Consider the following 25,782-nt stretch of genomic DNA (forward strand, 5'->3'; position numbering starts at 1 on the left):
CCGTCTCGAACGTCTGGCGGAGCCAGGTAACGCAGGAGGTGCAGGGTGGTCGTCGCTGGTCAGCTGGCGGGAATGGCCGAACGGGTGCTGGGTGCAGCGTTGCCGATCGGATTTCGGGCGTGGGACGGAAGTGTCGCCGGGCCGCAGGACGGCACGGTGGTCGTGATCCGCTCGCGCGACGCGTTGCGGAGGCTCGTGTGGAGTCCGAACGAACTGGGGCTCGCCCGCGCGTACGTGAGCGGCGAGCTCGACGTCGAGGGTGATCTCGCGACCGGTCTCTCGCAGATCTGGGGACTCGTGCGGCGGGGCGTCACCCGCCGGCCGCGGCTTTCGGAGGTCGCGAAGCTCGCGTTGCGGCTGAAGGTGCTGGGACCCAACCCGGACGCGCCGAAGGAGGAAGCCAGGCTGCGGGGCGCGCTGCACACCAAGAGCCGCGACCGCGATGCCATTTCGCACCATTACGATCTGAGCAACGACTTCTACCGGCTCGTCCTCGACCCGAGCATGGCCTACTCGTGCGCGTACTTCACGTCCGAGGACGAGCCGCTCGCGCAGGCGCAGCACAACAAGCTGGACCTCGTGTGCCGCAAGCTCGGCCTGGAGCCGGGCATGCGCCTGCTCGACGTCGGCTGCGGCTGGGGTTCGATGATCATCCACGCCGCGAAGCACTACGGCGTGCACGCGACCGGGGTGACGATCTCCGCCCAGCAGCGCGAGCACATCCTCGGGCGGATCGAGGCCGAAGGCCTGACCGGCCGGGTCGAGGTGCGGTTGCAGGACTACCGCGAGGTGCGCGACGAGCCGTTCGACGCGATCTCCACGATCGAGATGGGCGAGCACGTAGGCGAGAGCAACTACCCCGAGTACGCCTCGACCCTGCATCGGCTGCTCAAGCCCGAGGGCCGCCTGCTGCTGCAACAGATGTCACGCGGACACAACGCACCCGGCGGTGGTGCCTTCATCGAGTCGTACGTCGCGCCGGACATGCACATGCGGCCGGTCAGCGCCACCACCGGCTTCCTTGAAGGCGCAGGCCTGGAGATCCGCGACGTGCACGCGTTGCGCGAGCACTACGTGTGGACCGTACGGGCGTGGGGACAGACCCTGGAAGAGCGCTGGGACGAGGTCGTCGCCCTGGTCGGTGAGGGACAGGCGCGCGTCTGGCGGCTGTACCTGGCCGGCGGCGCGCTGACGTTCGAGGAGGGCCGGATGGGCGTGGACCAGATCCTCGCGGTGCGCAGGAACGAGAACGGCCGCAGCGGCATGCCGCGCGTACGCCGTGAGCTGGTGGCCGGGTGAGCTTCCTGATCAGCCTGGTCGTGGTGCTGGCGCTGCTCAGCGGACTGTTCCTGTACGCGGACTCCCGCAAGCGCTACGACCTGATCGACTCCGTGTGGGGCCCCGGCTTCGCCGTGATCGCCGTGATCACGTTGCTGTTCGCGGAGGGCGAACCAACTCGGCAGTGGGTCGTCACCGCCCTGACCGTGGTGTGGGGCGTACGCCTGGGCGTGCACATCCACTCGCGCAACAGGGGCAAGGACGAAGATCCGCGATACCAGGACATCTTGAGGCGTGCCAAGGGAAATCCGCGCCTGCGGATGTACCGCGTCTATCTGCTCCAGGCCGTGCTGATGTGGATCGTGTCGCTGCCCGTCCAGGCCGCGCAGCACCTTTCGGCCCCTTTCGGAGTGCTAGATTGGCTGGGCACTGGCGTGTGGATGGTCGGCTTCGTCTTCGAGGCCGTGGGTGACTGGCAGCTCTCCCGGTTCCGTGCGGACCCGGCGAACAAGGGCGCCGTGATGGACCGCGGTTTGTGGCGCTACACAAGGCATCCGAACTACTTCGGCGACTCCGTCGTGTGGTGGGGCCTGTACCTGTTCGCGTTGCACTCGTGGCTCGCCGCGCTCACGATCATCGGTCCGGTGGTCATGACGTGGCTGCTCGCCAAGGGCAGCGGCAAGCCGTTGCTGGAGAAGGACATCGTGTCGCGCCGTCCCGGTTATGCCGAGTACGTGCGGTGCACCAGTGGCTTCGTCCCGCTGCCTCCGAAGAGTCGCGTGGGGTAGCGGACGGGGGGTTGGGGCGCGCGGCGGCGCGGACACCTGCTGTCGTTCGCGCGGAGCTTGCGCGGACGGCTTGCGTGTCGTCGTGCACCCAGCGGAACCGCCGCGCTTTCGTCCGCGGCCTGGTCGTCGCGGCGCAGGACGGCAGGCTGCGGTTCGCGCCTTCGGCGTCGCGTCCACAACCCCCTTCGGATCTGTATCGCGGCAGGCAGTGCACGTCACAGCGCCCGTGCGGCGTGCGTGCGCGGGTTAATGTTGGAGCGTGGGCAACGACATCTCCTTCCCGCGCCAACAGGCGCGCACCCAGCGGTTCACCGTCGGCGCACCGAGGACCTTCTCGGTGTCGGCGGACGGCGCACGTGTCTTCTTCCTGCGCCCGGCCACGGCCACGAGCCGTGCGAACGGGCTCTGGGAGCTGGACACGGCCACCGGCGTCGAACGGCTGCTCGTCGATCCGGCGACGTTGCTGTCCGATCCGGAGGACCTGCCCGCGGAGGAGAAGGCACGCCGCGAGCGCACGCGTGAGTCCGGTGCGGGCATCGTCGGTTACGCGCTCTCCCGGGACGCCTCGGTGGCCTCGTTCGCACTGTCCGGCCGCCTGTTCGTGGCCGACCTGGTGAGCGGTACCGCCCGTGAGCTGCCGACCCGGGGTGGCGTCGTCGACCCGCGCGTCGACCCGACCGGGCGGCGTGTGGCCTACGTCACGAACGGCACGTTGCGCGTGGTCGAGCTGAGTTCGGGTGAGGACTACGCGGTCGCCGAGCCGGACGGCGAGGACGTGACTTTCGGCCTCGCCGAGTTCATCGCGGCCGAGGAGATGTCGCGCTACCGCGGCTACTGGTGGGAGCCGAACGGCGACCGCCTCATCGCCGCGCGCGTGAACAACGCGCCGGTGCAGCGCTGGTACATCGCCGACCCGGCGAACCCCGGCACCGCCGCGACCGAGATCGCCTACCCGGCGGCCGGTACGGCCAACGCCACCGTGTCGCTGCACGTGGTGTCGCTCGACGGCACCTTCGTCCCGGTGCTGGTGGAGTTCGACTACCTCAACGACGTGCACTGGTCGTCCGGCGGCGCTCCGCTGATCACGACGCAGACCCGCGACCAGCGCACCCGCCGGATCCACACGCTGTCCCCGGACACCGGCGCCGTCACGGAGCTCGCGGTCGAGACCGATCCGACGTGGCTCGAGGTCAGCGACGGCGCTCCGGCGTGGACTCCGGACGGCCGTCTCGTGCGGATCGTGGGGGAGGGCGACGAGTACGCGCTCCGCGTGGGCGACGAGGTCCTGACCTCGGGTCTGCAGGTGCGCCGGGTGCTCGACATCACCGACGACTCGATCCTCGTGGCCGCCTCCGAAGCCGACGACCCGACGCAGGTGCACGTCTACTCGGTTGGCGCCAGTGTCGAAAAGCTGTCCTCTGAGGACGGTGTGCACTCCGCGATTCGCGGCGGCGACTCGGTTGTCCTCGTTTCGGCCACTTTGGACTGGTTCGGTGCGCGCGTGCGGGTCGGTGACCACGTCATCGAGTCTTGGGCGGACACGCCGGTCCTCAAGGCGTCTCCGCGCATGCTGACCCTCGGCGAACGTTCCCTCCGTGCCGCGCTCCTGCTGCCCACCGGCCACGTCCCGGGCACCAAGCTGCCGGTGCTGATGGACCCGTACGGCGGTCCGCACGCCCAGCGCGTCATGTCGGCCCAGAACGCCTTCCTGGCCTCGCAGTGGCTGGCGGACCAGGGCTTCGCGGTCCTGGTCGCCGACGGCCGAGGCACCCCGGGCCGGGGCCTCGCCTGGGAACGCGCGATCGCGTTCGACTTCGCCGGCGCCACGCTGGAAGACCAGGTGGACGCCCTGCACGCGGCCGCCGCGCTCGAACCGGACCTCGACCTGACCCGAGTGGCGATCCGGGGCTGGTCCTACGGCGGCTACCTGAGCGCCCTGGCCGTCCTGCGCCGCCCGGACGTCTTCCACGCGGGCATCGCCGGCGCCCCGGTGACCGACTGGCGCCTCTACGACACCCATTACACCGAGCGCTACCTGGGCCACCCGGACGACAGGCCCGAGGTCTACGACTCGAACTCGCTCATCGCCGACGCGGACAAGCTCTCGCGCCCGCTGATGATCATCCACGGCCTGGCTGACGACAACGTGGTGGCCGCCCACACCCTGCGCCTGTCGAGCGCCCTGCTCGCCGCCGGCCGCCCGCACACCGTGCTGCCGCTTTCGGGCGTCACGCACATGACCCCGCAGGAACAGGTGGCGGAGAACCTCCTGCTGCTGCAGGTCGAGTTCCTCAAGCAGTCGCTCGCCTGACAGCCGCGAGGAACAGCGAGAGGGGCGCCTCCCACAACGGGAAGCGCCCCTCTCGAAAAGCTGCGATCAGGCCAGCGACTGCCGCACCCGGTACGGCGGGATGCTGTTGCCCACCAGTGCCAGGTCGTCGATCGTTTCAGGCTCGTAGCCGGCCGTCTTCAACCGCTCGACCATCAGCGCGGTCGGGTCCTCGACGACGTCCGCGCGGCCGAACAGGTACGCCCACTCGTGCTCGTCCGAGCCGTAGTAGGCGACGGTGTCGAACACCTCGTTGAACCGCTGCCAGGAGCGGATCAGCGTGGTGTTGCGCCACATCGTCTGGCAACCGGACTGGTTGACGACGACGCCGCCGGGACGCAGCAGGGCCTTGCACATGCGCAGGAAGTCCGCGCCGTACAGGCGGTTGTGCTGCGCCTCCTCCTCGCGCTCGTCGGGCAGGTCCACCAGCACGATGTCGTACTTCTCCGACGTCGTGCGGATGTACTCGAACCCGTCGATGTACTGCACGCGGATCGGACCGTCGCCCTTCTCGGCGGCGGCCAGCTCCTCGGACGTGTAGCCGTACGGCAGGTGCTCCGCGCACAGCTTGACGGCCTGCTCGTCGATGTCGATGTGGTCGACGACCGTCGCACCGTGCTGGACGGCCATCTGGCACACGACGCCCTCGGAGGAGCCGATGACCAGCACGCGCTCGACGGTGTCGGCCAGCAGCAGCGCCGGCACCATCAGGGCCTCGTGGTAGGTCAGCTGGCTGAACTCCGTCGACTGCCGGTCGTCGTCGCAGAACAGCGACACGCCCTGCGCCGTGCGGGCGATCACCAGGTGCTGGAAGTCGGTCTTGGTGTCGACCAGCACCTCGTCCACCTGCCAGTGGCGGGTCATGCCATCGGCGAGCGGCTCGTTGATCGTGTTCACGCGACATGCTCCTTGACGCCACGAGTGACGAGGTCCGTGCTCACGTGAGCAGCGCCCAGAGCGTCAGCGAGTAGCTGGACGGCCAGCGCGGGCTTCGCACGAGTACCGCAGGTGAAGACGTCGACGAACACCGAACCCACCTCGGGGTAGGTGTGGATCGACGCATGGGACTCCGACAGCAGGGCGAGCACGGTGACTCCTTGGGGATCGAACTTCTTGGAGATCACCTCCAGAACGGTTGCGTCGGCCTGCGTGAGAACCTCACCGAGGGCGTGCTTGAGGAACTGCTCGTCGTCGAGCAGATCGGCACTCACGCCCGAAAGCTCTGCAAGTACGTGCTGTCCCGCGAACAAACCGACGGTCTCCTCGGTCTGACAGGGCGCTTCGGACATCAATCACTCCAAACTATGTGAATTGCAGACAGGCTTAGATGCAGTACGTGGCCAACGGCGGGAAGCCGTTGAAGCACACGGACGAATAGGAGGACGTGTAGGCGCCCGCGTGGAGGATGTCCACGTGATCGCCCGCCTGCAGGTCCAGTGGCAGGTCGTAGCGGGTGTGCTGGTAGATCACGTCGTCCGCGTCGCACGTCGGGCCCGCCAGCACGATCGGGCCTGCCGGGCCACCGTCGCGCGAGGTGCGCAGCCGGTACGCGATCGCCTCGCCCTCGGTCTCGGCGAGGCCCTGGTAGCGGCCGATGTCGACGTAGACCCAGCGGCGTTCGTCCGAATAGGACTTCCGCGACACCAGCACGACGGAGGAACGGATCATGCCCGCCTCGGCGGAGATCGCCCGGCCGGGCTCGATCATCACCCTGGGGCGAGCGGTGCCGAAGTGCCGGGCGACCGATGCCTCGATGGCGGCGGCGAAGGCCTCCAGGGACGGCGTGGCCTCCTGGTAGACGGCGGGGAGCCCGCCGCCGAGGTTCACCGTCGACGTCTCGATGCCCTCCGCGCGCAGCTTCGCGGCGATCAGCGCCGCGTCGGCGATGCCGGAGTCCCAGCCTTCGACGGAGAGCTGCTGCGAGCCCGCGTGGAACGCGACGCCGAGAGGAACGAGGCCCAGTTCGTGCGCCAGCCGCAAGAGATCCGTCGCCATCTCCGGATCGCAACCGAACTTGTTGCCGAACGGGTACGTGGAACCCTTGCTGTGGACAAGAATCCGCACCAGCACGGATGAACCGGGCGCGTGGGAAGCGACGAAACGGACGTCCTGCTCGCTGTCCGACACGAACATCCGCACGCCACGCGAGTACGCGTACGCGATGTCGGCGACCTTCTTGATGGGGTTGCTGTAGGAGATCGACGACGGCTCGGCGCCGCGCGCCAGGCACAGGTCGATCTCCGCGGGCGACGCCACGTCGAAGTGCGAACCCTCCGCGACCAGCGTGCCGACCACGTCGGACTCCGGGTTGGACTTCACCGCGTAGAAGATGTCGATGGACGGCAGTGCCGCGCGAATTGCCTGGTAGCGCGCGCGAATCGTCTCGAGGTCGATCACCAGACATGGTGTCGACGGGTTCTCCTGGTCCAGGAAACGCCGAATACGAGCCTCTGCCTCGTTGCGCCGATCAACGGCGAAGCTCTCGGTCATTTCCCCAGGGGTCCCCCTTCATCCGCCTCGCGTTCCGTACGCGGGCACGGCCGTCCACTCTACGGCCTGGACACCGAAAGTGCGCAAGCCAGTCCAGGCGAGTGTGATTTACCCAGCAGAACGCAGCTCGACCATCGTGATGTCCGGAGGCGCGCCCACGCGCACCGGCGGACCCCAGAAACCCGCGCCACGACTGGTGTAGAGCCAGGTGCCGTCCACCTTCGACAGCCCGGCCGTGCTGGGTTGCTGCAGCGGCACAAGGAAGTTGAACGGGACCATCTGTCCGCCGTGTGTATGACCGGACAACTGGAGGTCGACGCCGCGTGAAGACGCGTCGGCCACCTGCACGGGCTGGTGTGACAACAGGACTACGGGGTTGTTGCGATCTCGTCCGGAGAGGGCGCGGTCGAAGTCCGGTCCGTCGTTGTAAGACTTGCCGGTGACGTCGTTCACACCCACGACCTCGATGCCGCCGGCGACCGTCAAACCCTCGTTGCGCAACGGGTTCACGCCGAGCCTGTCGAGCTCCGCGATCCACTGTTCGTGACCGGAGAAGTACTCGTGGTTGCCTGTCACGAAGAAGCTGCCGTGTTTGGACACCAGGTCCCGCAACGGTGCCGCGGCCTCGCCCAGTTCGGCGACGGTGCCGTCGACCAGGTCACCGACGATCGCGACGACGTCCGCTTCCTGTTCGTTGATCATCCGCACGATCCGTTCGGTGTGCGAGCGCCCGAGCAGCGGTCCGAGGTGGATGTCGCTCACGACCGCGATCCGGAAGCCCGACAGCGACGGCCGCAGCTTGTCCAGCGTCACCGGCACGTTCAGCAGCTGCGGGTCGCCCAGCGCCTGCGTCATGCCGTAGCCCACGACCCCGCCGGCCGCGATACCGGATCCGATCGCCACCGAGCGCGAGATGAACAGCCGCCGTGACGGGTCCGGCACGATCTCGGCCGGTTCGGCGGGCGCGGGACCGGCGGCGACGGGCACCGGCGCGAGCGTGGCGCGCTTGAGCAGGATCCGGCGCGGCACCTCAGCGACGCCGAGCGCGATCGCCAGGTAGAAGAGCACCGCGAGCCAGATGAAGCCGGGCCAGGCGAAGAACTTCCCGTATTCCGGCGGCACCCTGCGCGTCACGACGAGCGCGCTCATCAGCATCAGGAACGCGGCGGCGATCGCCACCGCTCCGACGCGGCGCCCGAGCGTGCGGGGCAGCGTCGTGTCCACGACCAGCCGCCGCCACAGGTACAGATGGCCCAAGGCGACGGGGACGCCGAGGAGCAAAAGGAAAATCACGACATCAGTATGCGTTTCCAGAACTTCGTGCAACCCGCCAGGCCCCAGGTGGCGTGACTAACCCGGCACCGCAGACAGGGGGAGACCTGATGAGTGATCGGGACGCCGCGTTCCAGGAGTACTTCGCGGCCCGTTCCGACGCCATGCGTGGCACGGCATACCTGCTGTGCGGCGACTGGCATCGCGCGGAAGACCTGGTGCAACAGGCCTTCACCAAGCTGTACCTGGCTTGGCGACGGATCGAGCGGCACGAGGCGCTGGACGCCTACACCAGGCAGGTCCTGGTGCGGACGTTCCTGTCCGAGCGACGGCGCGGGTGGTTCCGGTTCGAGTCGGCGACGGACGACGTGGCGGACTCGGCCGCTCCGCCCGGCGTCCACCCCGAGGAACGGATGGTGCTGCTGGAGGCGCTGGCGAAGGTGCCTCCGAAGCAGCGTGCGTGCCTCGTCCTGCGGTACTGGGAGGACATGTCCGTCGCACAGACGGCCGTCGTCCTCAAGTGTTCGGAAGGAACCGTGAAGAGCCAGGCCGCGCGGGGGCTGCAGACGCTGCGCGGCCTGCTCTCGGAGCAGGAGAGGGTTCGATGAACGAACAGGACCTGAAGAGAGCTTTTGAGGACGTGGTGGTGGCGAGCAGCCCGCCGCCCTCGATGGATCCGGGCGTCACGCTCGGCCGGGCGCACAAGGCCCGTTCCAAGCGGCGGGCGTCGATCACGGGGGCCGCGGTCGCCGTGCTCGTCGTCGGTGTCGGGCTCGGGTCGGCGTTCGCGCTGAACCCGCAGGGCACGAAGGACTACGTGACGGGGGCGGGGCAGAGCAGCAGCTCCGACCCCGGCCTGCCGGACACGCAGTGGGGTGAGCAGTGGCCGGTCGGGCAGTCCGACCGGACGGCCACCAACGGGCCTCAGGCCGACCGCGGCACGCAGTTGCTGGAACTGGCCAAGGCGTCTGTACCGGCCGGGTACGAGGCAGCCGATCTGAAGTACACGGATCCCACCATGCACGGCGGCATGCTCCGCGCCCAGGCGCAGATCTCGAGCGACAAGGGCGAGACACCGGAGATCTGGCAGTACACGGCGTACGTGCCGGTGCGGAAGGACGGCAAGGTCGGCAGGCTGACGGTGACCGTGACGACGCCGAACCCGGCGGACCCGGTCGAGCCGTGCGCGCTCGTCACGCGGTTCAAAGGTGGCTCCGGCGCGGGCTGCAAGATCTACGACGTCGCCGGGAAGCAGGTCGGGGTCGCTTCTGCCATGACCCCCGGCCAGAACGACGCCACCTGGGCGTCCTACCGGGCGGCCAACGGCTGGACGGTGACGGTCGCGCAGGAGGAGGAGTACCCCTACGCCGGGTATCCGGTGCTGGACAGGCAGCCGTTCTTCTCGCCGGAACTGGCGGCGCTCGCGGCTGACCCGAAGTTCGTGCTCGGCAGCTGAGTTCGCTTCGCGCATCGAGGGCGGTCACGATCTGTGGCCGCCCTCTCTCGTTGGTCCTTTCGGGTGTTTTGGCAGGTAGAGTGCTGCTTTGCAATGCGGACTCTGCTCATCGACAACTACGACTCGTTCACGTTCAACCTCTTCCAGCACCTCGCTGAGGTGAACGGCGCCGAGCCCGTGGTCGTCCACAACGACGACCCGCGCTTCCGGCTGGCCTCACTGCGGTCGTTCGACCACGTGGTGATCTCGCCCGGCCCCGGCAGGCCCGGCGATCCCGCCGACTTCGGCATCTGCCGCGCGGTGATCGACCACGCCGAGATCCCGTTGCTGGGCGTGTGTCTGGGCCATCAGGGCCTGTGCCTGTCGTACGGCGCTGTCGTGGGGCCTGCTCCCGTGCCACGCCACGGGATCGTCTCCCCGGTCACGCACACGGGCGTCGACGTGTTCGCGGGCCTGCCCTCGCCGTTCGACGTCGTGCGGTACCACTCGCTGGCGGTCACGGAGCTGCCTCCTTCTCTGGAGGCCATCGCGTGGAGCGACGACTCGGTGCTGATGGGCGTGCGCGCTCTCGACCGGCCCGCGTGGGGTGTGCAGTTCCATCCCGAGTCGATCTGCACGGACTTCGGCCGCGAGATGCTCGCGAACTTCGCCGCGCTCACCCCGACGAGAACGGCCGCCGTGCCGGAACCGGTGCTGGTTCGCTCCAAGCCTCAGAAGCGCCCTGTGCACGTCCGGAAGCTGGCCGTGGCCGTGGACGCGGAGGAAGTGTTCGCGGCGCTGCACGGGGCCACTGAGACCGCCTTCTGGCTGGACAGCGGGGCCGGCGGACGGTTCTCCCTCATGGGAGACGCCTCGGGGCCGCTCGCACGTGTCGCGCAATACTCGGTGCAGGACAAGGTGCTCACGCTCGACGGCACATCGCACCCCTGCCCTTCTTTCTTCTCCTGGCTGGACGACGACCTCGCGTCGTGGAGCGTCGAGCAGCCCGACGTCCCGTTCGATTTCGCCCTGGGCTGGGTCGGATACCTCGGCTACGAGCTGAAGGCGGAGTGCGGCGGCGACTTCGCACACCGCGCGGAACAGCCGGACGCGTCGTTCGTCTTCACGGACCGTGCCGTGGTCATCGATCACTCAGATGATTGCGTCTATTTGATGTCACTGTCCGATGACGGTTGGTTCGACGAGGTTTCGGCTGTTCTGGCTCACCTGACACCATTGGCCGAACCTTCACGGCCGGTCGTCTCCGACGTGACGTTGCGCCATCCGCGCGCGCACTACCTGAAGCTGATCAGCGCGTGCCAGGAAGCGATCACGGCAGGGGAGACGTACGAGGCCTGTCTGACGAACATGATGTCGTGGCGTGCCTCGCTCGACCCGTGGGACACATATCGCCTGCTTCGCGCCGCTAATCCCGTTCCGTTCGGGGCGTTGCTGCGTTTCGGTGACCTCTCCGTGCTCAGCACGTCACCCGAACGATTTATCAAGGTGGACCGAGATGGCGTCGTGGAGTCATCGCCGATCAAGGGGACACGGCCCAGAGGTGTTGATGCGGCCGACGACGAGATGTTGCGCACAACGCTGGCGCGATCTGTCAAGGACCGCGCGGAGAACCTGATGATCGTGGACCTCGTCCGCAACGATCTCGGCACGTGCGCGGAAGTCGGTTCCGTCGAGGTGACGCGGTTGTTCGAGGTCGAGACCTACGCGACCGTACACCAATTGGTGAGCACGGTGCGGGCGCGACTTCGGCCGGACAGTTCTGCCGTCCGATGCGTTCGAGCCGCGTTTCCCGGAGGTTCCATGACCGGTGCGCCGAAGATCCGGACCATGCAGATCCTTGATGGGCTGGAAGCCGGTCCACGTGGGGTGTACTCGGGAGCGCTCGGATACTTCTCGCTCAACGGAGCAGCCGACTTCAGCATCGTCATCCGAACGCTGGTCAGCAACGGCGACCAGGTGAGTTTCGGTGTGGGCGGAGCAGTGATCTCACTGTCCGACCCTGACGAGGAATTCGAGGAGACAGCGGTCAAGGCCACTGCTGTGTCACGCCTGTTCGGAGCACACTTTCCAGGCCGTTGATCCTGCGTTCCGGGGATAGTGTGAACGAACCGGTATGCGCGGGGTCCAAGTGGTTAACACGTCGGCCGGCGAACCGGCCGACGTGTGGAAACCTCGCGTGTTCGCGCAGGTCAGGAGGCGTGCGCTTCCTGGAACTGCACGACCAGGTTCTGCGGAATGCGACCGCGGTCCGAGATCTGGTGTCCCTGCGCGCGAGCCCAGTCACGAATGCGCTGCGCCTCAGCCTTGTCGGTGGCCTTGACCGTGGACTTGCCGGTGCCCTTGCGCTGCTTGCGGCCACCCGCACGGCGAGCCTTGCCGACGAAGTCCGCCAGCGACTCGCGAAGCCGCTCCGCATTTCCCTTCGACAGGTCGATGGCGTACTCGACACCGTCAAGTGCGAAGGTCACGGTCTCGTCGGCTTCTCCGCCGTCGAGGTCGTCGATGAGTTGGACGACGGTCTGCTGTGCCACTGTTCCTCCGTTGGGTACTCACATAGCACGCGGATCCTCGACGTAACCACGTGCTTCGACAACACCGTAGTACACAAGAGGAAAAACGGCGAACCTTTCGCCGCTAAAATGTGACCCCAACCCCCCGGTCGGGGCATTTACCCGGTAAACCACACGGGTGTTATGGGTCCAAAATGTGCTGCTAGTCGTCTCACTTCGGGTCGTTGCTGGGCTTGCCGGACGCTTCCCCATTCCCGCTGACGGAGCAGTGCCGGACATAACGCACCCCCATCCTGTGCGGGTATCCTCGACATACCCGCCAGGGGTAGGGAAGGTCAGGAGCCGATGCACGGGTACACCGCGGACAAGGACGCATACCTCAAGCGACTGCGCCGCATCGAGGGACAGATCCGTGGCCTCCAGCGCATGGTCGAGAACGACGAATACTGCATCGACGTCCTCACCCAGATCTCCGCCGCCACGAAGGCGCTGCAAGCCGTGTCCCTGGGGTTGCTCGACGAGCACCTCAAGCATTGTGTCGCGCAGGCAGCCGCGGAAGGCGGCGCCGTGGCCGAGGAGAAGCTGGCAGAGGCGTCCGCGGCCATCGGCAGGCTCGTCAAGTCGTAGGGGTCCCACAAGAACTCGCTGGCGTGATCCGCTACAGTTCACCCTGCTACGCCCCCGTAGCCCAATCGGCAGAGGCAGCGGACTCAAAATCCGTCCAGTGTGCGTTCGAGTCGCACCGGGGGCACGACCTTCGGGCGAGGTATGTCTGCGAAAAGCGCAGACCGTACCTCGCCCGTGGTGTTTTCTGGGGGCCGAGCCCCCAGACCCCAGCCGGGGCGCTGCGCCCCCGGACCCCCGCTTCGGCCTCGCTTCGCGGCCGATCACCTGAGATCACCTGCGATCAGCTGGCGATCAGCTGGCTGAAGGTGGGGATTCCAAAGTGGAATCGTGATTCTTTTGGCTGGGGTGGGGTTGCGTGTAAAGCTTCCGTTTCGCCGGATGCGGGTCTCGTTGCCGCGAGTGCGCGTGCGAGCGCCGGTTGTCTGCGGTTGATCAAGGCCGAACGGTGGATGTTAGTGGGCCTGGGGACCGCTACGGTCGTGCTGGTTTGCGTGAACGTGTGCGGGAGTCCCTGGTGTTGCGGAAGTTCTTGTCTGTTCTCTTGGTCTTTTTGACGTGCGCGTGTGCGTCCGAGGGTCCGTCGCGTCCCATCTCCGCTCCTGCGCAGGTGCGTCAGCCGACGCTGGTCAACGAGTCGCGTGGAGACGTGCCGGCTGTGGTGCGCGCGGTGGTTGATGGGCGCACGGTCGAGCTCGACACCGGTGAGCGCGTCGAGGTCTCGTTGCTGGCGCAGCCTGCGGACTGCTGGGCTGCCGGTGCGCGCGTGTTCGCTGAGAAGTGGTTGCTGGGCAAGGCTGTTCGTGTCAGCGCGCTCACTCCCGGCGAGGTGAACCTCCGGCTGGACGACGGCACCGACTACGCGTTGCTCGCCGTGCGGGAAGGCGTGCTGAGGGCTCAGGCGGCGGCCGGGGTGCTCGCCGACGCCGAACTCGGTGCCGCGCGTGAGGACCGTGGTCTGTGGGGAGCGCCGTGCAACGGCATGGATGCCACGCCGACGACGACCACCACGACCACGGTCGCGCCTCCCGCGCAGCGCGTCGAATCGCCGGAGTCCACGCCTACGACGACACCTCCCGCGGCGACGACCACGCCGCCACCGCCGCCCTGCGCGGTCGTCTACCGGGTCGACGGCCAGTGGCAGGACGGGTTCCAGGGCAAGATCACGATCAGGAACACCGGTGGGTCGCCGATCAACGGCTGGACGTTGCGGTGGTCGTTCGCCGACGGGCAGAGCGTGCGGCAGATGTGGAACGCGTCCGTGTCGCAGCGAGGTTCGGCCGTCACCGCGACCGGCGTCGCGAACACCAGGTCGATCTCGCCGCGAGGTGAGGTGGAGATCGGGTTCCTCGGGACGTTCCGCGGCAAGAACACCGCGCCCGCGTCGTTCAGCCTCAACGGGACGGCCTGCGTGACCGGCTGAGTGTTGGGCCGGGCGGGTTCGTGCCTGCTGTGAGCTGATCTGCCCTCAGCAGAGAAAGCAGCGGATCCGTTGGGGCGGCGGGCATCGTCGGTGCCATGACGAACAGCGAGAAGCTCTTCAGCCCAGGGCTGCGAGAACGGTTCTTCGGTCAGCGGGTGCTGATTCTCGACGGCGCGCTCGACGACGACAACGGCACGGTGCTGGCGACCCAGATGTTGTCGCTGGCGAGCGAGGACCCGCGGCAGGACATCGCGTTGTGGATCAACTCGCCGGGTGGTTCGGTGCCCTCGATGCTGGCCATTCGCGACGTGATGAGGCTTGTGCCGTGCGACGTGGCGACGCTCGCGCTGGGCCTCGCCTGCAGCGCCGGGCAGTTCCTCCTGTCGGCGGGGACGCCGGGCAAGCGGTTCGCCTTGCCGCACGCGCGAATCCTCATGCACCAGGGAAGTGCGGGCATCGGCGGTTCGGCCGTCGAGGTGGAGGTGCAGGCGGACGACCTGCGGCACACCAGGGACACCGTGCTCGGCCTGATCGCGCAGGACACCGGCCAGCCGTTCGACCGGATCTTCACCGACTCGCTGCACGACAGGTGGTTCACCACGGAGCAGGCCCTCGAGTACGGGTTCATCGACCACGTCGTCAGCGACCTCGGGCAGGTCGTCCCCGTCCGCATGCACAAGCTGGGACTGCACTCGGGAGCCATGGCATGAGCAGCTACACCATTCCCAACGTCATCACGCGGGACGCGCGGGGTGAGCGGATCATGGACGTCTACTCGCACCTGCTGTCCGAGCGGATCGTCTACCTGGGCACCGGGATCGACTCCGGCGTGGCCAACGCGTTGATCGCGCAGCTGTTCCACCTCGAGGCCGACAACCCGGACCTGGAGATCAACCTCTACATCAACTGCGAGGGCGGCGACCCGTCGGCGATGCTCGCGCTGTACGACACCATGCGCTACATCAAGGCACCGGTCGCGACGACGTGCGTGGGCCAGGCGGTCGCGGCAGGTGCGGTGCTGCTGGCGGCGGGCGCGGAAGGGCGCCGGTCCGTCCTGCCGCACTCCAGGGTGGTGCTGCACCAGCCCGCGGCGCAAGGGCGCGGCACGATCCCGGACCTCATCCTCGCGGCGGACGAGGTGGTGCGGGTGCGCACGCAGCTGGAGGCGATCCTGGCCAGGCACACCGGCCGGACCGTGGCCGAACTGCGCCACGACACCGACCGTGACCGCGTGTTCGACGCGGCGGGCGCCGTCGAGTACGGACTCGTGGACCAGGTGCTGGACCAGAGGGGCTAAGCGGCCCAGGCCATGGCCACCGGACCCGAGGGACGGCCGATCGGGCGTGAGGTGTGGAAGTGGCTGACCTGCTGGACGCGGAGGTGGCGGACCTGGCCGGCGACGCCGATCAGCAGGTCGGCCAGGTCGATGCCCAGGGCACCGGCGACCGCCGCGATCATCTCGCTCGACGGCTCCTTGCGGCCGCGCTCGATCTCGGACAGGTACTGCACCGAGATGCCCGCGCGGTCGGCCACGTCGACCAGGCGGTCGCCGCGTTCCTCCCGCGTCTCGCGGAGCTTGCGGCCCAGGGCTTCACGCCACAGGGGTTCCGGGGTGCGCTTGAAGTCCAGGATCTCCGCCATGTCGTCATGGTGACAGCAGCCCGGCCACCGCAAAGGGCCGTTCTGCTAGGAGCAGAAAGGACTGGGCTCCGGCACACGAGTCAGATTGCGACAGATTGGCAGTGACTGACAGGCTGGCGTACGCTGACGGCATGGGAGTCGACTTCGGGAAGCAAACGGTGCTGGTCACCGGCGCGAGTGCGGGCATCGGCGCGGAGTTCGCGCGGCAGCTCGCGGCACGTGGATCGAGCCTCGTGCTCGTCGCGCGCCGCAAGGACAGGCTGGAGGAACTGGCCGAGCAGCTACGGGCGGCCCACCGGGTGGCGGTGCACGTCGTGGCGGCGGACCTCGCCCAGCCGGGCATCGGCGAGCGGCTGGCGGCGGAGGTCGCCGGGTTCGGCGTCACCAGCGTCGTCAACAACGCCGGGTTCGGGAACTTCGGGGCGTTCCACGAGGAGGAGCCCGAGCGGTTGCGGCAGGAGGTCGCGGTCGACGTCAACGCCGTGGTCGAGATCAGCAGGGCGTTCATCGAACCGTTGCGCGCCAACGGTCACGGCTTCCTCGTGAACGTGGCGAGCATGGCGGCCTACCAGGCGACGCCCTGGTCGGCGGTCTACGGCGCGACGAAGGCGTTCGTCCTGAGCTTCACCGAGGGGCTGTGGATCGAGTCGCGCGGCACGGGCCTGCGCGTCATGGTGCTGTCGCCCGGTGCGACGCGCACCGAGTTCTTCGAGGTCTCCGGCAGCGAGGACATGGCGGCAGGCCTGCGGATGCAGACCGCCGGCGAGGTGGTCGCGACGGCGATGCGCGCACTCGGCCGCCGCGTCACGCCGGTGGGCGTCATCTCGGGCCGGATGAACCGCGTGCTGGCGTTCGCCGGACGTCATCTCACCTCGCGTGCCATGGGCGCCAGGATGATCGGGCGGATGGTGCCACACCACTAGAGTGGGGTTCATGGAGAAGCGGTCGACGCTGTGGGACCGGTCGCGTCAGGCCGTGGTCGCCGAGATCGTCGACAAGGCGCTGGAGTTGTTCGCGGAGCAGGGGTACGAGGCCACCACGATGGCCCAGGTCGCGGCGAGCGCGGGAGTCTCGCAGCGCTCGCTGTTCCGCTACTTCGGCACCAAGGAGGACCTGGTCTGCGGCGAGCAGGAGGCGCTGGGCGACCTGCTGGTCGCCACCGTCGAGGCGCAGGCGCCGGAAGTGTCCACCTGGGACGCTCTGCGAGCCGGGTTCACCACGATCCTCACCGCGTCGGACCATACCCCGCAACGGGTGCTGGAGATCTCCACGCTGATCTTCGGCAACCCGCCGCTGCGCTCGCGGTACTCCGAGAAGCGGCTGAGGTGGCAGCGAGCGCTGGTACCCGTGATCGAGAAGCGGATGGGCATCGAGTCCGGTGAGATCCCGGACGCCCGCGCGATGGGCGTCATCGCCACCGTGTTCGCGTGCGTCGACGCCGCGTCGGAACTGTGGGTCCGCCACGGCGGCAAGGCCGATGCGTTCGAACTGTACGAACAGGCGCTTGCCGCCGTGCGCGGTTAGACCGTCACCTCGGACTTCTTGCGGCGCAACCGGAGCACCACCGCCACCACCAGCAGCACGACGAGGATGCTGTAGGCGACCGCCGCGAACGGACTCGTCACCAACGCGCTGAGCTTGCCCTCGCTGATCTGCAGCGTGCGCCGGACCTGCTCCTCCGCCATCGGCCCGAGGATCAGGCCGACGACCAGCGGAGCGACCGGATAACCGTGGCGCCGCATGAAGAAGCCGATCACACCGATCACCAGCAGCACGATCAGGTCGTCCACGACGAAGTTCACCGCGTAGGTGCCCAGCGCCGCGAACAGCAGGATGCCCGCGTAGAGGTACGGCCGCGGGATCTGCAGCACCTTCACCCAGATCTTGACCAGCGGCAGGTTCAGCACGAGCAGCATCACGTTGCCGATGTAGAGCGACGCGATCAGCGCCCACACCATCGGGCCGTTGTTGGTGAACAGCAACGGCCCCGGCTGGATGCCGTAGCTCTGGAACGCGGCCACGATCACCGCCGCCGTGGCGGTCGTGGGCAGGCCGAGCGTCAGCAACGGCACCAGAACGCCTGCCGCGGCGGCGTTGTTGGCCGCCTCCGGACCCGCCACGCCCTCGATCGCGCCCTTGCCGAACTCCTCGGGCCGTTTCGAGAGCTTCTTCTCCGCCGCGTACGACAGGAACGTCGACACGTCCGCGCCACCGGCCGGCACGGTGCCGATCGGGAAGCCGATGAACGTGCCGCGCAGCCACGGCTTCCACGAACGCGCCCAGAAACCGCGCGTCATCCACTTGCCGCCTACGGGGATCACTTCGATCGGTCCGTGCCGCAGCCGCGACGCCACGTACAGCGCCTCGCCGACCGCGAACACGCCGACCGCCACCACGACCACGTCGATGCCGTCGGACATCGTCGCCACCCCGAGGGTGAAGCGCTGCTGGCCGGTCAGCGTGTCGGTGCCGACGAGCCCGATGAACAGACCGAGTCCCAGCGACGCCAGGCCGCGCACGGGAGAGGAGCCGAGCAGCGCGGCCACGGTCGTGAACGCCACGACCATCAGCGCCACGTAGTCCGCCGGACCCAGCTGCACCGCGAGGTCCGCGATGGCCGGCGCCAGCAACGTGAGCAGCACGGTGGCGATCGTGCCCGCCACGAACGAGCCGATGGCGGCCGTCGCGAGCGCGGCCGCACCGCGCCCGGCCTTCGCCATCTTGTTGCCCTCTAAGGCAGTGACGATGGACGCCGACTCACCCGGTGTGTTGAGCAGGATCGACGTCGTCGAGCCGCCGTACATGCCGCCGTAGTAGATGCCGGCGAAGATGATCAGCGCCGCCGTCGGTTCCAGGGTGTACGTCAGCGGCAGCAGCAACGCCACCGTCATCGCCGGCCCGATGCCCGGCAGCACGCCGACCGCGGTGCCGAGCGTGACGCCCAGCAGCGCGTACAGCAGGTACTCGGGTTGCGCGGCGGTCGCGAAACCCTCCAGCAGCATGGTGATGCTATCCATCGAGGAACGGCACCCCTTCGAAGATCCCGGCGGGCAGCGACAGGCCCAGGCCGTACGCGAACACCACCTGCACGAGCAGCGCCAGCACCACCGCGATCGGCAGTGCCCGCCACCAGGTCGCGCCCAGCGTCCAGGCCGCGCCGAAGAACAGCAGCGCGGCCGCCACCGGCCAGCCGACCAGGTCGATGAGCACCAGGTGCGCGATCAGCACGGCCACCAGCTTGGCCACGGTGAGCCAGTCGGTGCGGACGTTCTCGTCGACGTCCTCGGCCTCTTCGGCCTGTCCGAGCTTCCCGCGGGCGGTCGCGATGATCGCCGCGATGCCCGTCACGACGAGCAGGATCCCCACGGCGTAAGGGAACGCGCGTGGTCCTACGACGTTGTCGTCACGCCCGGCGATCGTGGTCGCGTCGACCAGGGTGAAGACCCCGACCGCCGCGACCAGACCGCCGAACGCGTACTCCTCGACTTTTGCAGCAATCACTTGACGAGCCCGATGTCCTGCAGTGCGGGCTTCACCCGGCCGATCTCCTTGGCCATGAACGTGGAGAACTCGCTGCCCGTCAGGAAGGTGTCCGTCCAGCCCTTCTTGGAGAGCTCGTCCTTCCACTGCTGGCTCGCGTGCATGTCGGTGACCAGCTTGGTCAGCCGCTGCTTGGCCTCGGCCGAGATCGACGCGGGCGCGACGACACCGCGCCAGTTGATCAGCTCGACGCCCAGGTCCTTGAACGTCGGCACGTTGAGGTCGGGCACCGGGTTCGGGCCGGACGTGCCCAGCGCGCGCAGCTTGCCCGCCTTGATCTGCTCCTTGTACTCGCCGACGCCGGAGATGCCCGCGTCGACCTTCTTGCCCAGCAGTGCCGCCAGCGACTCACCGCCGCCGGAGTACGGCACGTAGTTCAGCTTGCCCGGCTCGATGTTCTTCGCCTTGAGCAGCATCCCGGCGAGGATGTGGTCGGTGCCGCCGGCCGAACCGCCGGTGATCGAGACGCCCTTGCCCTTCTCGGCCACCGCGGCCAGCAGGTCGTCGATCGTCTTGTGCGGCGAGTCCGAGGGCACCACGACGACCTCGTCCTCGGCCGTCAGCCGGGCGATCGGCGTGGTCTCCTCCAGCCGGGCCGGCGACGAGTTGGTCTCCACCGCGCCGACCATGACCAGGCCGGTGATCATCAGGAACGACTCGGAGCGCTCGTTGAGGAGCTTCTGCAGACCGACCGTCCCACCCGCGCCACCGACGTTGGTGACCTGCACCGAGTTGGCGAGCTTGGCGCCGCTCACCGCCGACTGCATCGACCGCGCGGTCTGGTCCCAGCCGCCACCGGGGTCCGCGGGCGCCATGATCTCCAGCTTCGCGATGGAGTCACCGCTGCTCGCGCTCTTGGCCCCCTGACCGCATCCTGCGAGCACCAGTCCGGCGGCGGCGACCGCCGCCACTCGTCTCCATGCCGTACCCATCGAGTGCTCCTCGCTTCGTTGCGAACGTTGGGCGGGGACGCTAGGTAACGGCCGTGCGGCTCGTAAGGGTTAGGTCGTAAGTTCCGTATTGGTCGTTTAGTTCGTGACCTGTTTCACAGCTGATGCGTCAGAATTCCATCCATGTTCCGTCGGTCTGTTTCGTTTGGAGCTTTGCTTCTGGCGTTGCAGGTGGTCATCGTGCTCATGACCACCTGTGCGGCCGGGCTGCTCGCCGCCAAACTGCAGAGCGACCGGATCCGCGACTCCTACAAGGACCGGATGTTGTCCGTCGCCGAGAGCGTGGCGCGGCTACCGACGGTGGTCGAGGCGTTCGATTCCGTTGACCCGCCCGCGACGATCCAGCCGCTGGCCGAGCTGATCCGCAAGGCGTCCAGCGTGACGTACGTGGTGGTCACCGACCGCAACGGCGTCCGCTACGCCCACCCCGACCCGAAGCGCATCGGCGAGCGCGTGTCGACCGACCCGACCAGCGCGTTGTCCGGCGAGGTCTTCGTCGGCACGGAGACGGGCACGCTCGGCACGTCGCTCCGCGCGAAGGTCCCGGTCCGGACGGCGGACGGGCGCATCATCGGCATGGCGTCCGTCGGCATCCTGGAGAGCCAGCTCTCGGCCGACCTCGCGGAGGACCTGCCGGAGCTGATCGGCTGGCTGGCGGCGGCCGCGCTGGTCGGCGTGCTCGGTGCCGCGTTGATCACGCAGCACGTGCGGAGGCGGACGTTCCGGCTCGAACCGGCCGAGATCGCGCAGCTGCTCGAGACCAGGGACGCGATGCTGCACGGCATCCGCGAAGGCGTGGTCGCCCTGGACGACCAGGAGAAGCTGGCGCTGGTCAACGACGAGGCGCTGCGGTTGCTGGGCTTGGCGGAGAACCCGAGCGGACGCCCGGCGGCGGAGGTGCTCGACGACGGGTTGCTGGACCTCGCCCGTGGCGACGACGACGTCGCGGACCGGCTCGTCCTCGCCGGGGAACGGGTCCTGGTCGCGAACCGGATGACGGCCAAGACGAACGAACGCGCCGTCGGCGTCGTGCTGACGTTGCGCGACCGGACCGAGCTGCACGACGCGTTGCGCGAGCTCGACGGGCAGCGCACCGTCACGGAAGCGCTACGCGCACAGGCCCATGAGTTCTCGAACCACCTGCACGTCATCGGTGGTCTGCTGGACCTGGACCGCGGCCCGGACGCCGTCGCCTACATCGAACGGGTCGGCGGCGCCGGCTCGGTCACGGCCGACATCATCGACGGAGCGAACGCCGATCCCGCCCTGGCGGCGTTGTTGCTGGCAAAATCCTCCACCGCGCACGAACGAGGTGTGGAGCTCCGGCTCGATCCCGGCAGCTCCGTCGACATTCGTGCGGGCGACGACGCGTTGACCGTGCTGGGAAACCTGGTCGACAACGCGGTCGACGCCGTGGAGACCGGTGGAACCGTGCGGGTGCTGGTGCGCTCGTCGGCCACCGGCGTGCGGGTGGTCGTGGACGACGACGGGCCGGGAGTGGCCGAGTCGCAACGCGGCCGCATCTTCGACCTGGGTGTCAGCTCCAAGGACGCCCAGGGCGCGCACGGCAGAGGAATAGGACTTGCATTGGTGTCGAGGGTGGTGACCCGCCGCAGTGGCCGGGTCGCGATCACCGACTCGGAGCTCGGCGGCGCGTCGTTCGACGTGTGGCTGCCGGAAACGGGGAACCGATGAGCGTGCGAACGCTCGTGGTCGACGACGACTTCGCCGTGGCGGCGATCCACCGCGGGTTCCTGGGGGCGATGCCCGAGTTCGAGGTGGTGGGCGAGGCCCACCGCGGTGGCGAGGCGTTGCGGGCGGTGGAGGCGTTGCGGCCGGACCTGGTGCTGCTCGACATCCACCTGCCGGACATGTCCGGCCTGGAGGTGCTGTCGCGGCTGCGCGCTCGCGGTGGGCCGCCCGTGGACGTGATCGCGGTGACGGCGGCACGCGAACGGGAGACCGTGCGGCAGGCCATGTCCCGCGGAGTCGACAACTACCTCGTGAAGCCGTTCACGCGCACGGCGTTCCTCGACCGGATGCGGGAGTACCTCGCCCAGCGCATCGAGGTGCAGCGGCTGGGGCAGGTGCTGGACCAGGACGAGGTCGACTCCTTGATGCACCACCGGCCGCGCACCCTGGCCATGCCCAAGGGGTTGTCCGCCGTGACGTTGCGACTGGTGACGGAGGCGTTGCGGGACAGCCAGAACGACCTCTCCGCCCAGGAGGTCGGGGATCGGGCGGGACTGTCCCGCGTGAGCGCCCGCCGCTACCTGGAGCACCTGGTGACGATCGGCAAGGCGGAGGTGCAGCCGCGGTACGGCATGGCGAACCGCCCGGCGCACGGTTACCGGCTGACCTGAGCGTCCCAGTCGATGCGGTGGTTCTGGTCACGCGTGAACGCTTTCCTGCCCACGGTCTTCATCACGAGCGGCATGAGCAGCCGGGTGATGGGGCCGATGCCGCGCTTGTTGCTGTTGGTACGCGCTGCGCGTGCTGCGATGCCTTCGACGCGGGGGCGTCGCAGCTGCTCGTAGGTGGCGAACGCCGTTGGGATGTCACGGATGTCGCGCAGGCAGCGCGCCAGCTGCACGGCGGACTCGGCGGCCAGTGAGGCGCCCTGGCCGGAGCTGGAGCTGGGCGCGTGGGCGGAGTCACCGACGAGCACCATGCGGTCGCGGTGCCAGCGAGGAACGCTGGGCATCATCTCCAGCGGGCCGACGCCGATCAGGGTGTCGCTGTGCGCCAGCAGCCGCTTCGCCGGCATGTCGTCACCGTAGGCCTCGCGCAGCCGTGCCAGCCAGGTCTCGGTGGGGATCTCGGCCATCTCGGCCGCCGTCATCGGTTCCGGGACGGCGAGGTTGTTGAACCACGCGATGGTGCCGTCCGGCTGTGCCCAGTAGCCGAGGAACGAGCTGCCGAAGACGAAGTACATGGTCTCCGGATCGCCGTGCACGCCGCTTTGTGAGGCGTACGAACCGAATCCGAGCAGACCGGCGTACTCGGGCCCCGGGGCGGCCGGGTCGATGATCGTGCGGACCGCCGAACGGATGCCGTCGGCGCCCACCAGCAGGTCTCCCGATTCGGTGCTGCCGTCCGCGAACGTCGCCGTGACACCGTTGTCGTGCGTTTCCACGTCGACCAGGCGCTTGCCGTGCTCGACCTTGATCCGTTGTGCCGTCGTGAGATCTCTCAGTCTGCGGTAGAGATCGGCCCGCCACACCACCCGGCTCGGGTCGCCCTCGACCCTGCCGAGCTCGCGGCCTCTGTTGTCCGCCAGGACCATGCGGCGGACGGGCTCGCCGAAATCGGTTTCCAGGCCGACGATCCGCAATGCCGCCAAGCCGTTCGGCGCCACGTTGAGGACTCCGCCGACGCCGTCCGCCGCGGCGTCGTACGCCTCGAACACGGCCGCTTCGATGCCGGCCTTCTTGAGTGCCAGGGCCGTGACGGGGCCTGCTATGCCGCCTCCGATGACTAACGCTTTCATCGTTCCCTCCCGAAGATTTCGCGCCAGGTCTGCTGGTACTCGGCTTTCGCCAGTTCCGTCGTGAGCTTCTGGACGAGCCGCAGTTCGGCCTCCAGCAACGACATCCGGTACTCCTCCTCGACGAGGAAGATCCACTGGACGCCGTCGGCCGTCGCCTTGCCGACCATCCCGCGCGTCTCGTCGAGGTCCTTCGCCAGCGCGCCGGCCCGGGCCTCCAGCAACTCCACGGCCTCCACCGGGTCGAGCACGGAGATGAGCGACAGCGCCACGCCGAACTGCGGGTACTCGTGCACCGGGTCGCGGACGAGCTCGCGCATCCAGTCGTGCAGTTCGGCACGGCCGGCGTCGGTCAGCGCGTAGATCGTGCGTTCCGGCCGTTGCGTGTCCTTGACGGTCTCCTGCTCGGTGACGAAGCCGGCTTTCCGCAGCTGCTCGACGACCATGTACAGCGAGCCGCGGTTGAACTTGATGTTGCGGTCCTTGCCCGTGTCCTTGAGCTGTTTGCCCAGCTCGTAGGGGTGCATGGGGCCCATAACGAGATGTGCCAGCACCGCCAGCGCTAGCGGGTTCGACACCTTGCGCCGCATGCGTCCTCCTTGGTTGATATCGACTATCCGGGTCTAACTAGTTGATGTCAACTATCTGCTGTGGACCGCCGCTCCGCTTGTGGAGGTTTCGGCGGAAGATCCACGACCCGTGACAGGATCGGTCGCATGAGATCTGGGGGCAGAATTCTGGTCTTGGTCCCGGCCGCGCGGCAGCGCTCGATCCTCATCGACCTGGGAAACGGGCGGATGGGCGTCCAGGCCTGGCACCGACCGTGACCCAGCTCAGGCGCGCGACCCCGGACGACGCCGCCGCGGTGGCCCGGATCTGGTACCCGGGCTGGTGCGACGCACACCTCGGCAACGTCCCGCAGCAGCTCGTTGACGCACGGCCGGAGGAGACCTTCGAGCCACGCGCGCTGGAGCACGCCGGCCAGACCACGGTCGCGATCATCAACGGCGAGGTCGCCGGGTTCGTGATGGTCGTCGAGGACGAGGTCGAACAGGTCTACGTCTCGGCAGACCACCGCGGATCCGGTGTGGCGCAGGCCCTTCTGGCCGCCGCCGAACAGGAGGTGGCGGCGAACGGGCACTCCCGCGCGTGGCTCGCGGTCGTCACCGGGAACTCGCGGGCCCGCCGTTTCTACGAGCGGCAGGGCTGGGCCGACGAAGGCCTGTTCGACCACCGGGCGCCGCACCCGGACGGGCCGATCCCGGTTCCGGCTCACCGCTACACCAAGCCCGTGCGGGAAAATCCAGTTTCCTGACCTGATGCCATCGTGTCGGGTTCGTTAATTCTTGTCGTGGCTTTGTTCTTCCGTGTTCTCATGGCGTCATGTCGACCGCCGCCCTCCTGAGTTTCACGTTCGTCGCGCTGCTGACGGTCATCACGCCGGGCCTCGAGACCCTGCTGGTGCTGCGCACGGCGCTGCTGGTCGGCCGTCGCACGGCCATGGGCGTCGTGGTGGGCAGCACGCTGGGCTGCCTGGTGTGGGCGGTCGCGGGCCTGGTCGGCCTGACGGCGTTGCTGCAGGCGTCCGAACTGGCCTACGACGTCGTGCGCTGGCTCGGCGCGGGGTATCTGGTCTACCTCGGCGTCAAGGCGCTGTGGCAGTCCAGGCGTCCCGCCGAGATCGACGAACCCGCGCCCGTGCCGTCGGTGCGCGCGGCCGTCCGGGTCGGACTGCTGACGAACCTGCTCAACCCGAAGCCGGGCGTCTTCTACATCTCGCTGCTGCCGCAGTTCCTGCCGGTCGGCCAGCCCGCGTGGGGCGCGGTGCTGGTGGCGATCCACCTCGGCATCGGCCTGGTGTGGTTCCCGATCCTGATCACCGCGGCCGGCCGGGCACGTGCTTTCCTGCTGCGGCAACGGCTTCTGCTGGACCGGTTGTCCGCTTCAGCGCTGATCGCGTTCGGCTTGAAAACGGCGGCGGACGCGCGCTGACG

Annotated in this window: 27 protein-coding genes and 1 tRNA gene; 17 read left to right on the forward strand and 11 right to left on the reverse strand. The window is 68.4% G+C overall.

The window, feature by feature from the left end; all coding sequences use genetic code 11:
- Window positions 1-72: 72 nt before the first annotated feature.
- From LX88_RS13155 to LX88_RS13165, 3 genes are all read left to right on the forward strand, one after another.
- Complete coding sequence (locus LX88_RS13155) at window positions 73-1,299, forward strand: SAM-dependent methyltransferase (protein ID WP_258948247.1); 1,227 nt, start codon at window positions 73-75, stop codon at window positions 1,297-1,299.
- Window positions 1,296-2,066, forward strand: a complete 771-nt coding sequence (locus LX88_RS13160) for a DUF1295 domain-containing protein (protein ID WP_308203438.1) — start codon at window positions 1,296-1,298, stop codon at window positions 2,064-2,066. The genes LX88_RS13155 and LX88_RS13160 overlap by 4 nt, the downstream gene beginning before the upstream one ends.
- Window positions 2,067-2,325: 259 nt before the next feature.
- Window positions 2,326-4,377, forward strand: coding sequence for a S9 family peptidase (locus LX88_RS13165; RefSeq protein ID WP_258948043.1), 2,052 nt, complete (start codon window positions 2,326-2,328; stop codon window positions 4,375-4,377).
- A gap of 66 nt (window positions 4,378-4,443) precedes the next feature.
- Here the strand turns inward: LX88_RS13165 and LX88_RS13170 are convergent, their stop codons facing one another.
- The 4 genes from LX88_RS13170 to LX88_RS13185 form a co-directional block, all read right to left on the reverse strand.
- Window positions 4,444-5,259 (reverse strand): spermidine synthase, encoded by an 816-nt coding sequence (locus LX88_RS13170; RefSeq protein ID WP_258948249.1) that lies wholly within the window; start codon window positions 5,257-5,259, stop codon window positions 4,444-4,446.
- 29 nt (window positions 5,260-5,288) lie between these two features.
- Window positions 5,289-5,684, reverse strand: coding sequence for an adenosylmethionine decarboxylase (gene speD / locus LX88_RS13175; protein WP_030476957.1), 396 nt, complete (start codon window positions 5,682-5,684; stop codon window positions 5,289-5,291).
- 34 nt (window positions 5,685-5,718) lie between these two features.
- Window positions 5,719-6,885, reverse strand: coding sequence for a type III PLP-dependent enzyme (locus LX88_RS13180; protein WP_258948044.1), 1,167 nt, complete (start codon window positions 6,883-6,885; stop codon window positions 5,719-5,721).
- A gap of 108 nt (window positions 6,886-6,993) precedes the next feature.
- Window positions 6,994-8,178 (reverse strand): metallophosphoesterase, encoded by a 1,185-nt coding sequence (locus tag LX88_RS13185; protein WP_308203439.1) that lies wholly within the window; start codon window positions 8,176-8,178, stop codon window positions 6,994-6,996.
- Window positions 8,179-8,267: 89 nt separating this feature from the next.
- On the opposite strand from LX88_RS13185, the gene LX88_RS13190 reads away from it, so the two are divergent.
- From LX88_RS13190 to pabB, 3 genes are all read left to right on the forward strand, one after another.
- On the forward strand, window positions 8,268-8,765 hold the full coding sequence (locus LX88_RS13190; RefSeq protein WP_258948045.1) for a SigE family RNA polymerase sigma factor: 498 nt from the start codon (window positions 8,268-8,270) through the stop codon (window positions 8,763-8,765).
- Window positions 8,762-9,613, forward strand: coding sequence for a hypothetical protein (locus LX88_RS13195; protein ID WP_258948046.1), 852 nt, complete (start codon window positions 8,762-8,764; stop codon window positions 9,611-9,613). The genes LX88_RS13190 and LX88_RS13195 overlap by 4 nt, the downstream gene beginning before the upstream one ends.
- A gap of 93 nt (window positions 9,614-9,706) precedes the next feature.
- Window positions 9,707-11,692, forward strand: a complete 1,986-nt coding sequence (gene pabB, locus LX88_RS13200) for an aminodeoxychorismate synthase component I (RefSeq protein ID WP_258948251.1) — start codon at window positions 9,707-9,709, stop codon at window positions 11,690-11,692.
- A 110-nt stretch (window positions 11,693-11,802) separates the two neighbouring features.
- Here the strand turns inward: pabB and LX88_RS13205 are convergent, their stop codons facing one another.
- Complete coding sequence (locus LX88_RS13205; RefSeq protein WP_030476951.1) at window positions 11,803-12,144, reverse strand: histone-like nucleoid-structuring protein Lsr2; 342 nt, start codon at window positions 12,142-12,144, stop codon at window positions 11,803-11,805.
- A gap of 324 nt (window positions 12,145-12,468) precedes the next feature.
- On the opposite strand from LX88_RS13205, the gene LX88_RS13210 reads away from it, so the two are divergent.
- From LX88_RS13210 to LX88_RS13230, 5 genes are all read left to right on the forward strand, one after another.
- Window positions 12,469-12,750: a metal-sensitive transcriptional regulator gene (locus tag LX88_RS13210; RefSeq protein WP_090067635.1), complete on the forward strand. Its 282-nt coding sequence runs from the start codon at window positions 12,469-12,471 to the stop codon at window positions 12,748-12,750.
- A 50-nt stretch (window positions 12,751-12,800) separates the two neighbouring features.
- Window positions 12,801-12,874: transfer RNA gene (locus LX88_RS13215), tRNA-Leu, on the forward strand.
- Between the two features lie 483 nt (window positions 12,875-13,357).
- The gene (locus LX88_RS44250) at window positions 13,358-14,170 is read left to right on the forward strand and encodes a cellulose binding domain-containing protein (protein ID WP_258948047.1); all 813 of its coding nucleotides are present in this window, start codon (window positions 13,358-13,360) and stop codon (window positions 14,168-14,170) included.
- Between the two features lie 95 nt (window positions 14,171-14,265).
- Window positions 14,266-14,880 carry a ClpP family protease gene (locus tag LX88_RS13225; protein WP_090067638.1) on the forward strand — a complete coding sequence of 205 codons (615 nt, stop codon included), beginning with the start codon at window positions 14,266-14,268 and terminating at the stop codon, window positions 14,878-14,880.
- Window positions 14,877-15,467 (forward strand): ClpP family protease, encoded by a 591-nt coding sequence (locus LX88_RS13230; protein WP_090067640.1) that lies wholly within the window; start codon window positions 14,877-14,879, stop codon window positions 15,465-15,467. Before LX88_RS13225 ends, LX88_RS13230 begins: the two co-directional genes overlap by 4 nt.
- On the opposite strand, the gene LX88_RS13235 is transcribed toward LX88_RS13230, so the two are convergent.
- Entirely contained in the window at window positions 15,464-15,811 is a 348-nt protein-coding gene (locus LX88_RS13235; RefSeq protein ID WP_090067642.1) for a helix-turn-helix domain-containing protein, read from the reverse strand. The genes LX88_RS13230 and LX88_RS13235 overlap by 4 nt on opposite strands.
- A gap of 131 nt (window positions 15,812-15,942) precedes the next feature.
- Between LX88_RS13235 and LX88_RS13240 the strand changes: the two genes are divergently transcribed.
- Both LX88_RS13240 and LX88_RS13245 read left to right on the forward strand, forming a co-directional pair.
- Window positions 15,943-16,734 carry an SDR family NAD(P)-dependent oxidoreductase gene (locus tag LX88_RS13240; protein ID WP_258948048.1) on the forward strand — a complete coding sequence of 264 codons (792 nt, stop codon included), beginning with the start codon at window positions 15,943-15,945 and terminating at the stop codon, window positions 16,732-16,734.
- Between the two features lie 10 nt (window positions 16,735-16,744).
- Window positions 16,745-17,335 carry a TetR/AcrR family transcriptional regulator gene (locus tag LX88_RS13245; protein ID WP_258948049.1) on the forward strand — a complete coding sequence of 197 codons (591 nt, stop codon included), beginning with the start codon at window positions 16,745-16,747 and terminating at the stop codon, window positions 17,333-17,335.
- Here the strand turns inward: LX88_RS13245 and LX88_RS13250 are convergent.
- From LX88_RS13250 to LX88_RS13260, 3 genes are read right to left on the reverse strand one after another with little or no spacing between them, the layout of a single operon-like run.
- Window positions 17,332-18,828, reverse strand: coding sequence for a tripartite tricarboxylate transporter permease (locus LX88_RS13250; RefSeq protein ID WP_258948050.1), 1,497 nt, complete (start codon window positions 18,826-18,828; stop codon window positions 17,332-17,334). The two genes, LX88_RS13245 and LX88_RS13250, sit on opposite strands and share 4 nt — an antisense overlap.
- Complete coding sequence (locus LX88_RS13255; RefSeq protein ID WP_258948051.1) at window positions 18,821-19,312, reverse strand: tripartite tricarboxylate transporter TctB family protein; 492 nt, start codon at window positions 19,310-19,312, stop codon at window positions 18,821-18,823. The genes LX88_RS13250 and LX88_RS13255 overlap by 8 nt, the downstream gene beginning before the upstream one ends.
- Window positions 19,309-20,283: a Bug family tripartite tricarboxylate transporter substrate binding protein gene (locus LX88_RS13260; protein ID WP_258948052.1), complete on the reverse strand. Its 975-nt coding sequence runs from the start codon at window positions 20,281-20,283 to the stop codon at window positions 19,309-19,311. Before LX88_RS13260 ends, LX88_RS13255 begins: the two co-directional genes overlap by 4 nt.
- 204 nt (window positions 20,284-20,487) lie before the next feature.
- Here LX88_RS13260 and LX88_RS13265 point away from each other — a divergent pair, with 204 nt between their 5' ends.
- Both LX88_RS13265 and LX88_RS13270 read left to right on the forward strand, forming a co-directional pair.
- Window positions 20,488-21,996, forward strand: a complete 1,509-nt coding sequence (locus LX88_RS13265; protein WP_258948252.1) for an ATP-binding protein — start codon at window positions 20,488-20,490, stop codon at window positions 21,994-21,996.
- A complete protein-coding gene (locus LX88_RS13270) occupies window positions 21,993-22,664 on the forward strand; it encodes a response regulator (RefSeq protein ID WP_258948053.1) in 672 nt (223 codons plus the stop codon). Before LX88_RS13265 ends, LX88_RS13270 begins: the two co-directional genes overlap by 4 nt.
- Here LX88_RS13270 and LX88_RS13275 read toward each other — a convergent pair.
- Window positions 22,649-23,791 (reverse strand): FAD-dependent oxidoreductase, encoded by a 1,143-nt coding sequence (locus LX88_RS13275; RefSeq protein ID WP_258948054.1) that lies wholly within the window; start codon window positions 23,789-23,791, stop codon window positions 22,649-22,651. The two genes, LX88_RS13270 and LX88_RS13275, sit on opposite strands and share 16 nt — an antisense overlap.
- The gene (locus LX88_RS13280) at window positions 23,788-24,378 is read right to left on the reverse strand and encodes a PadR family transcriptional regulator (protein ID WP_258948055.1); all 591 of its coding nucleotides are present in this window, start codon (window positions 24,376-24,378) and stop codon (window positions 23,788-23,790) included. The genes LX88_RS13275 and LX88_RS13280 overlap by 4 nt, the downstream gene beginning before the upstream one ends.
- Window positions 24,379-24,611: 233 nt before the next feature.
- Here LX88_RS13280 and LX88_RS13285 point away from each other — a divergent pair, with 233 nt between their 5' ends.
- Window positions 24,612-25,103 carry a GNAT family N-acetyltransferase gene (locus LX88_RS13285; protein WP_258948056.1) on the forward strand — a complete coding sequence of 164 codons (492 nt, stop codon included), beginning with the start codon at window positions 24,612-24,614 and terminating at the stop codon, window positions 25,101-25,103.
- Between the two features lie 68 nt (window positions 25,104-25,171).
- On the forward strand, window positions 25,172-25,780 hold the full coding sequence (locus LX88_RS13290; protein WP_090067663.1) for a LysE family translocator: 609 nt from the start codon (window positions 25,172-25,174) through the stop codon (window positions 25,778-25,780).
- The last annotated feature ends 2 nt before the right edge of the window (window positions 25,781-25,782 follow it).

It is taken from the genome of Lentzea californiensis (genome assembly GCF_024648825.1).
Taxonomy (GTDB): Bacteria; Actinomycetota; Actinomycetes; order Mycobacteriales; family Pseudonocardiaceae; genus Lentzea; species Lentzea californiensis.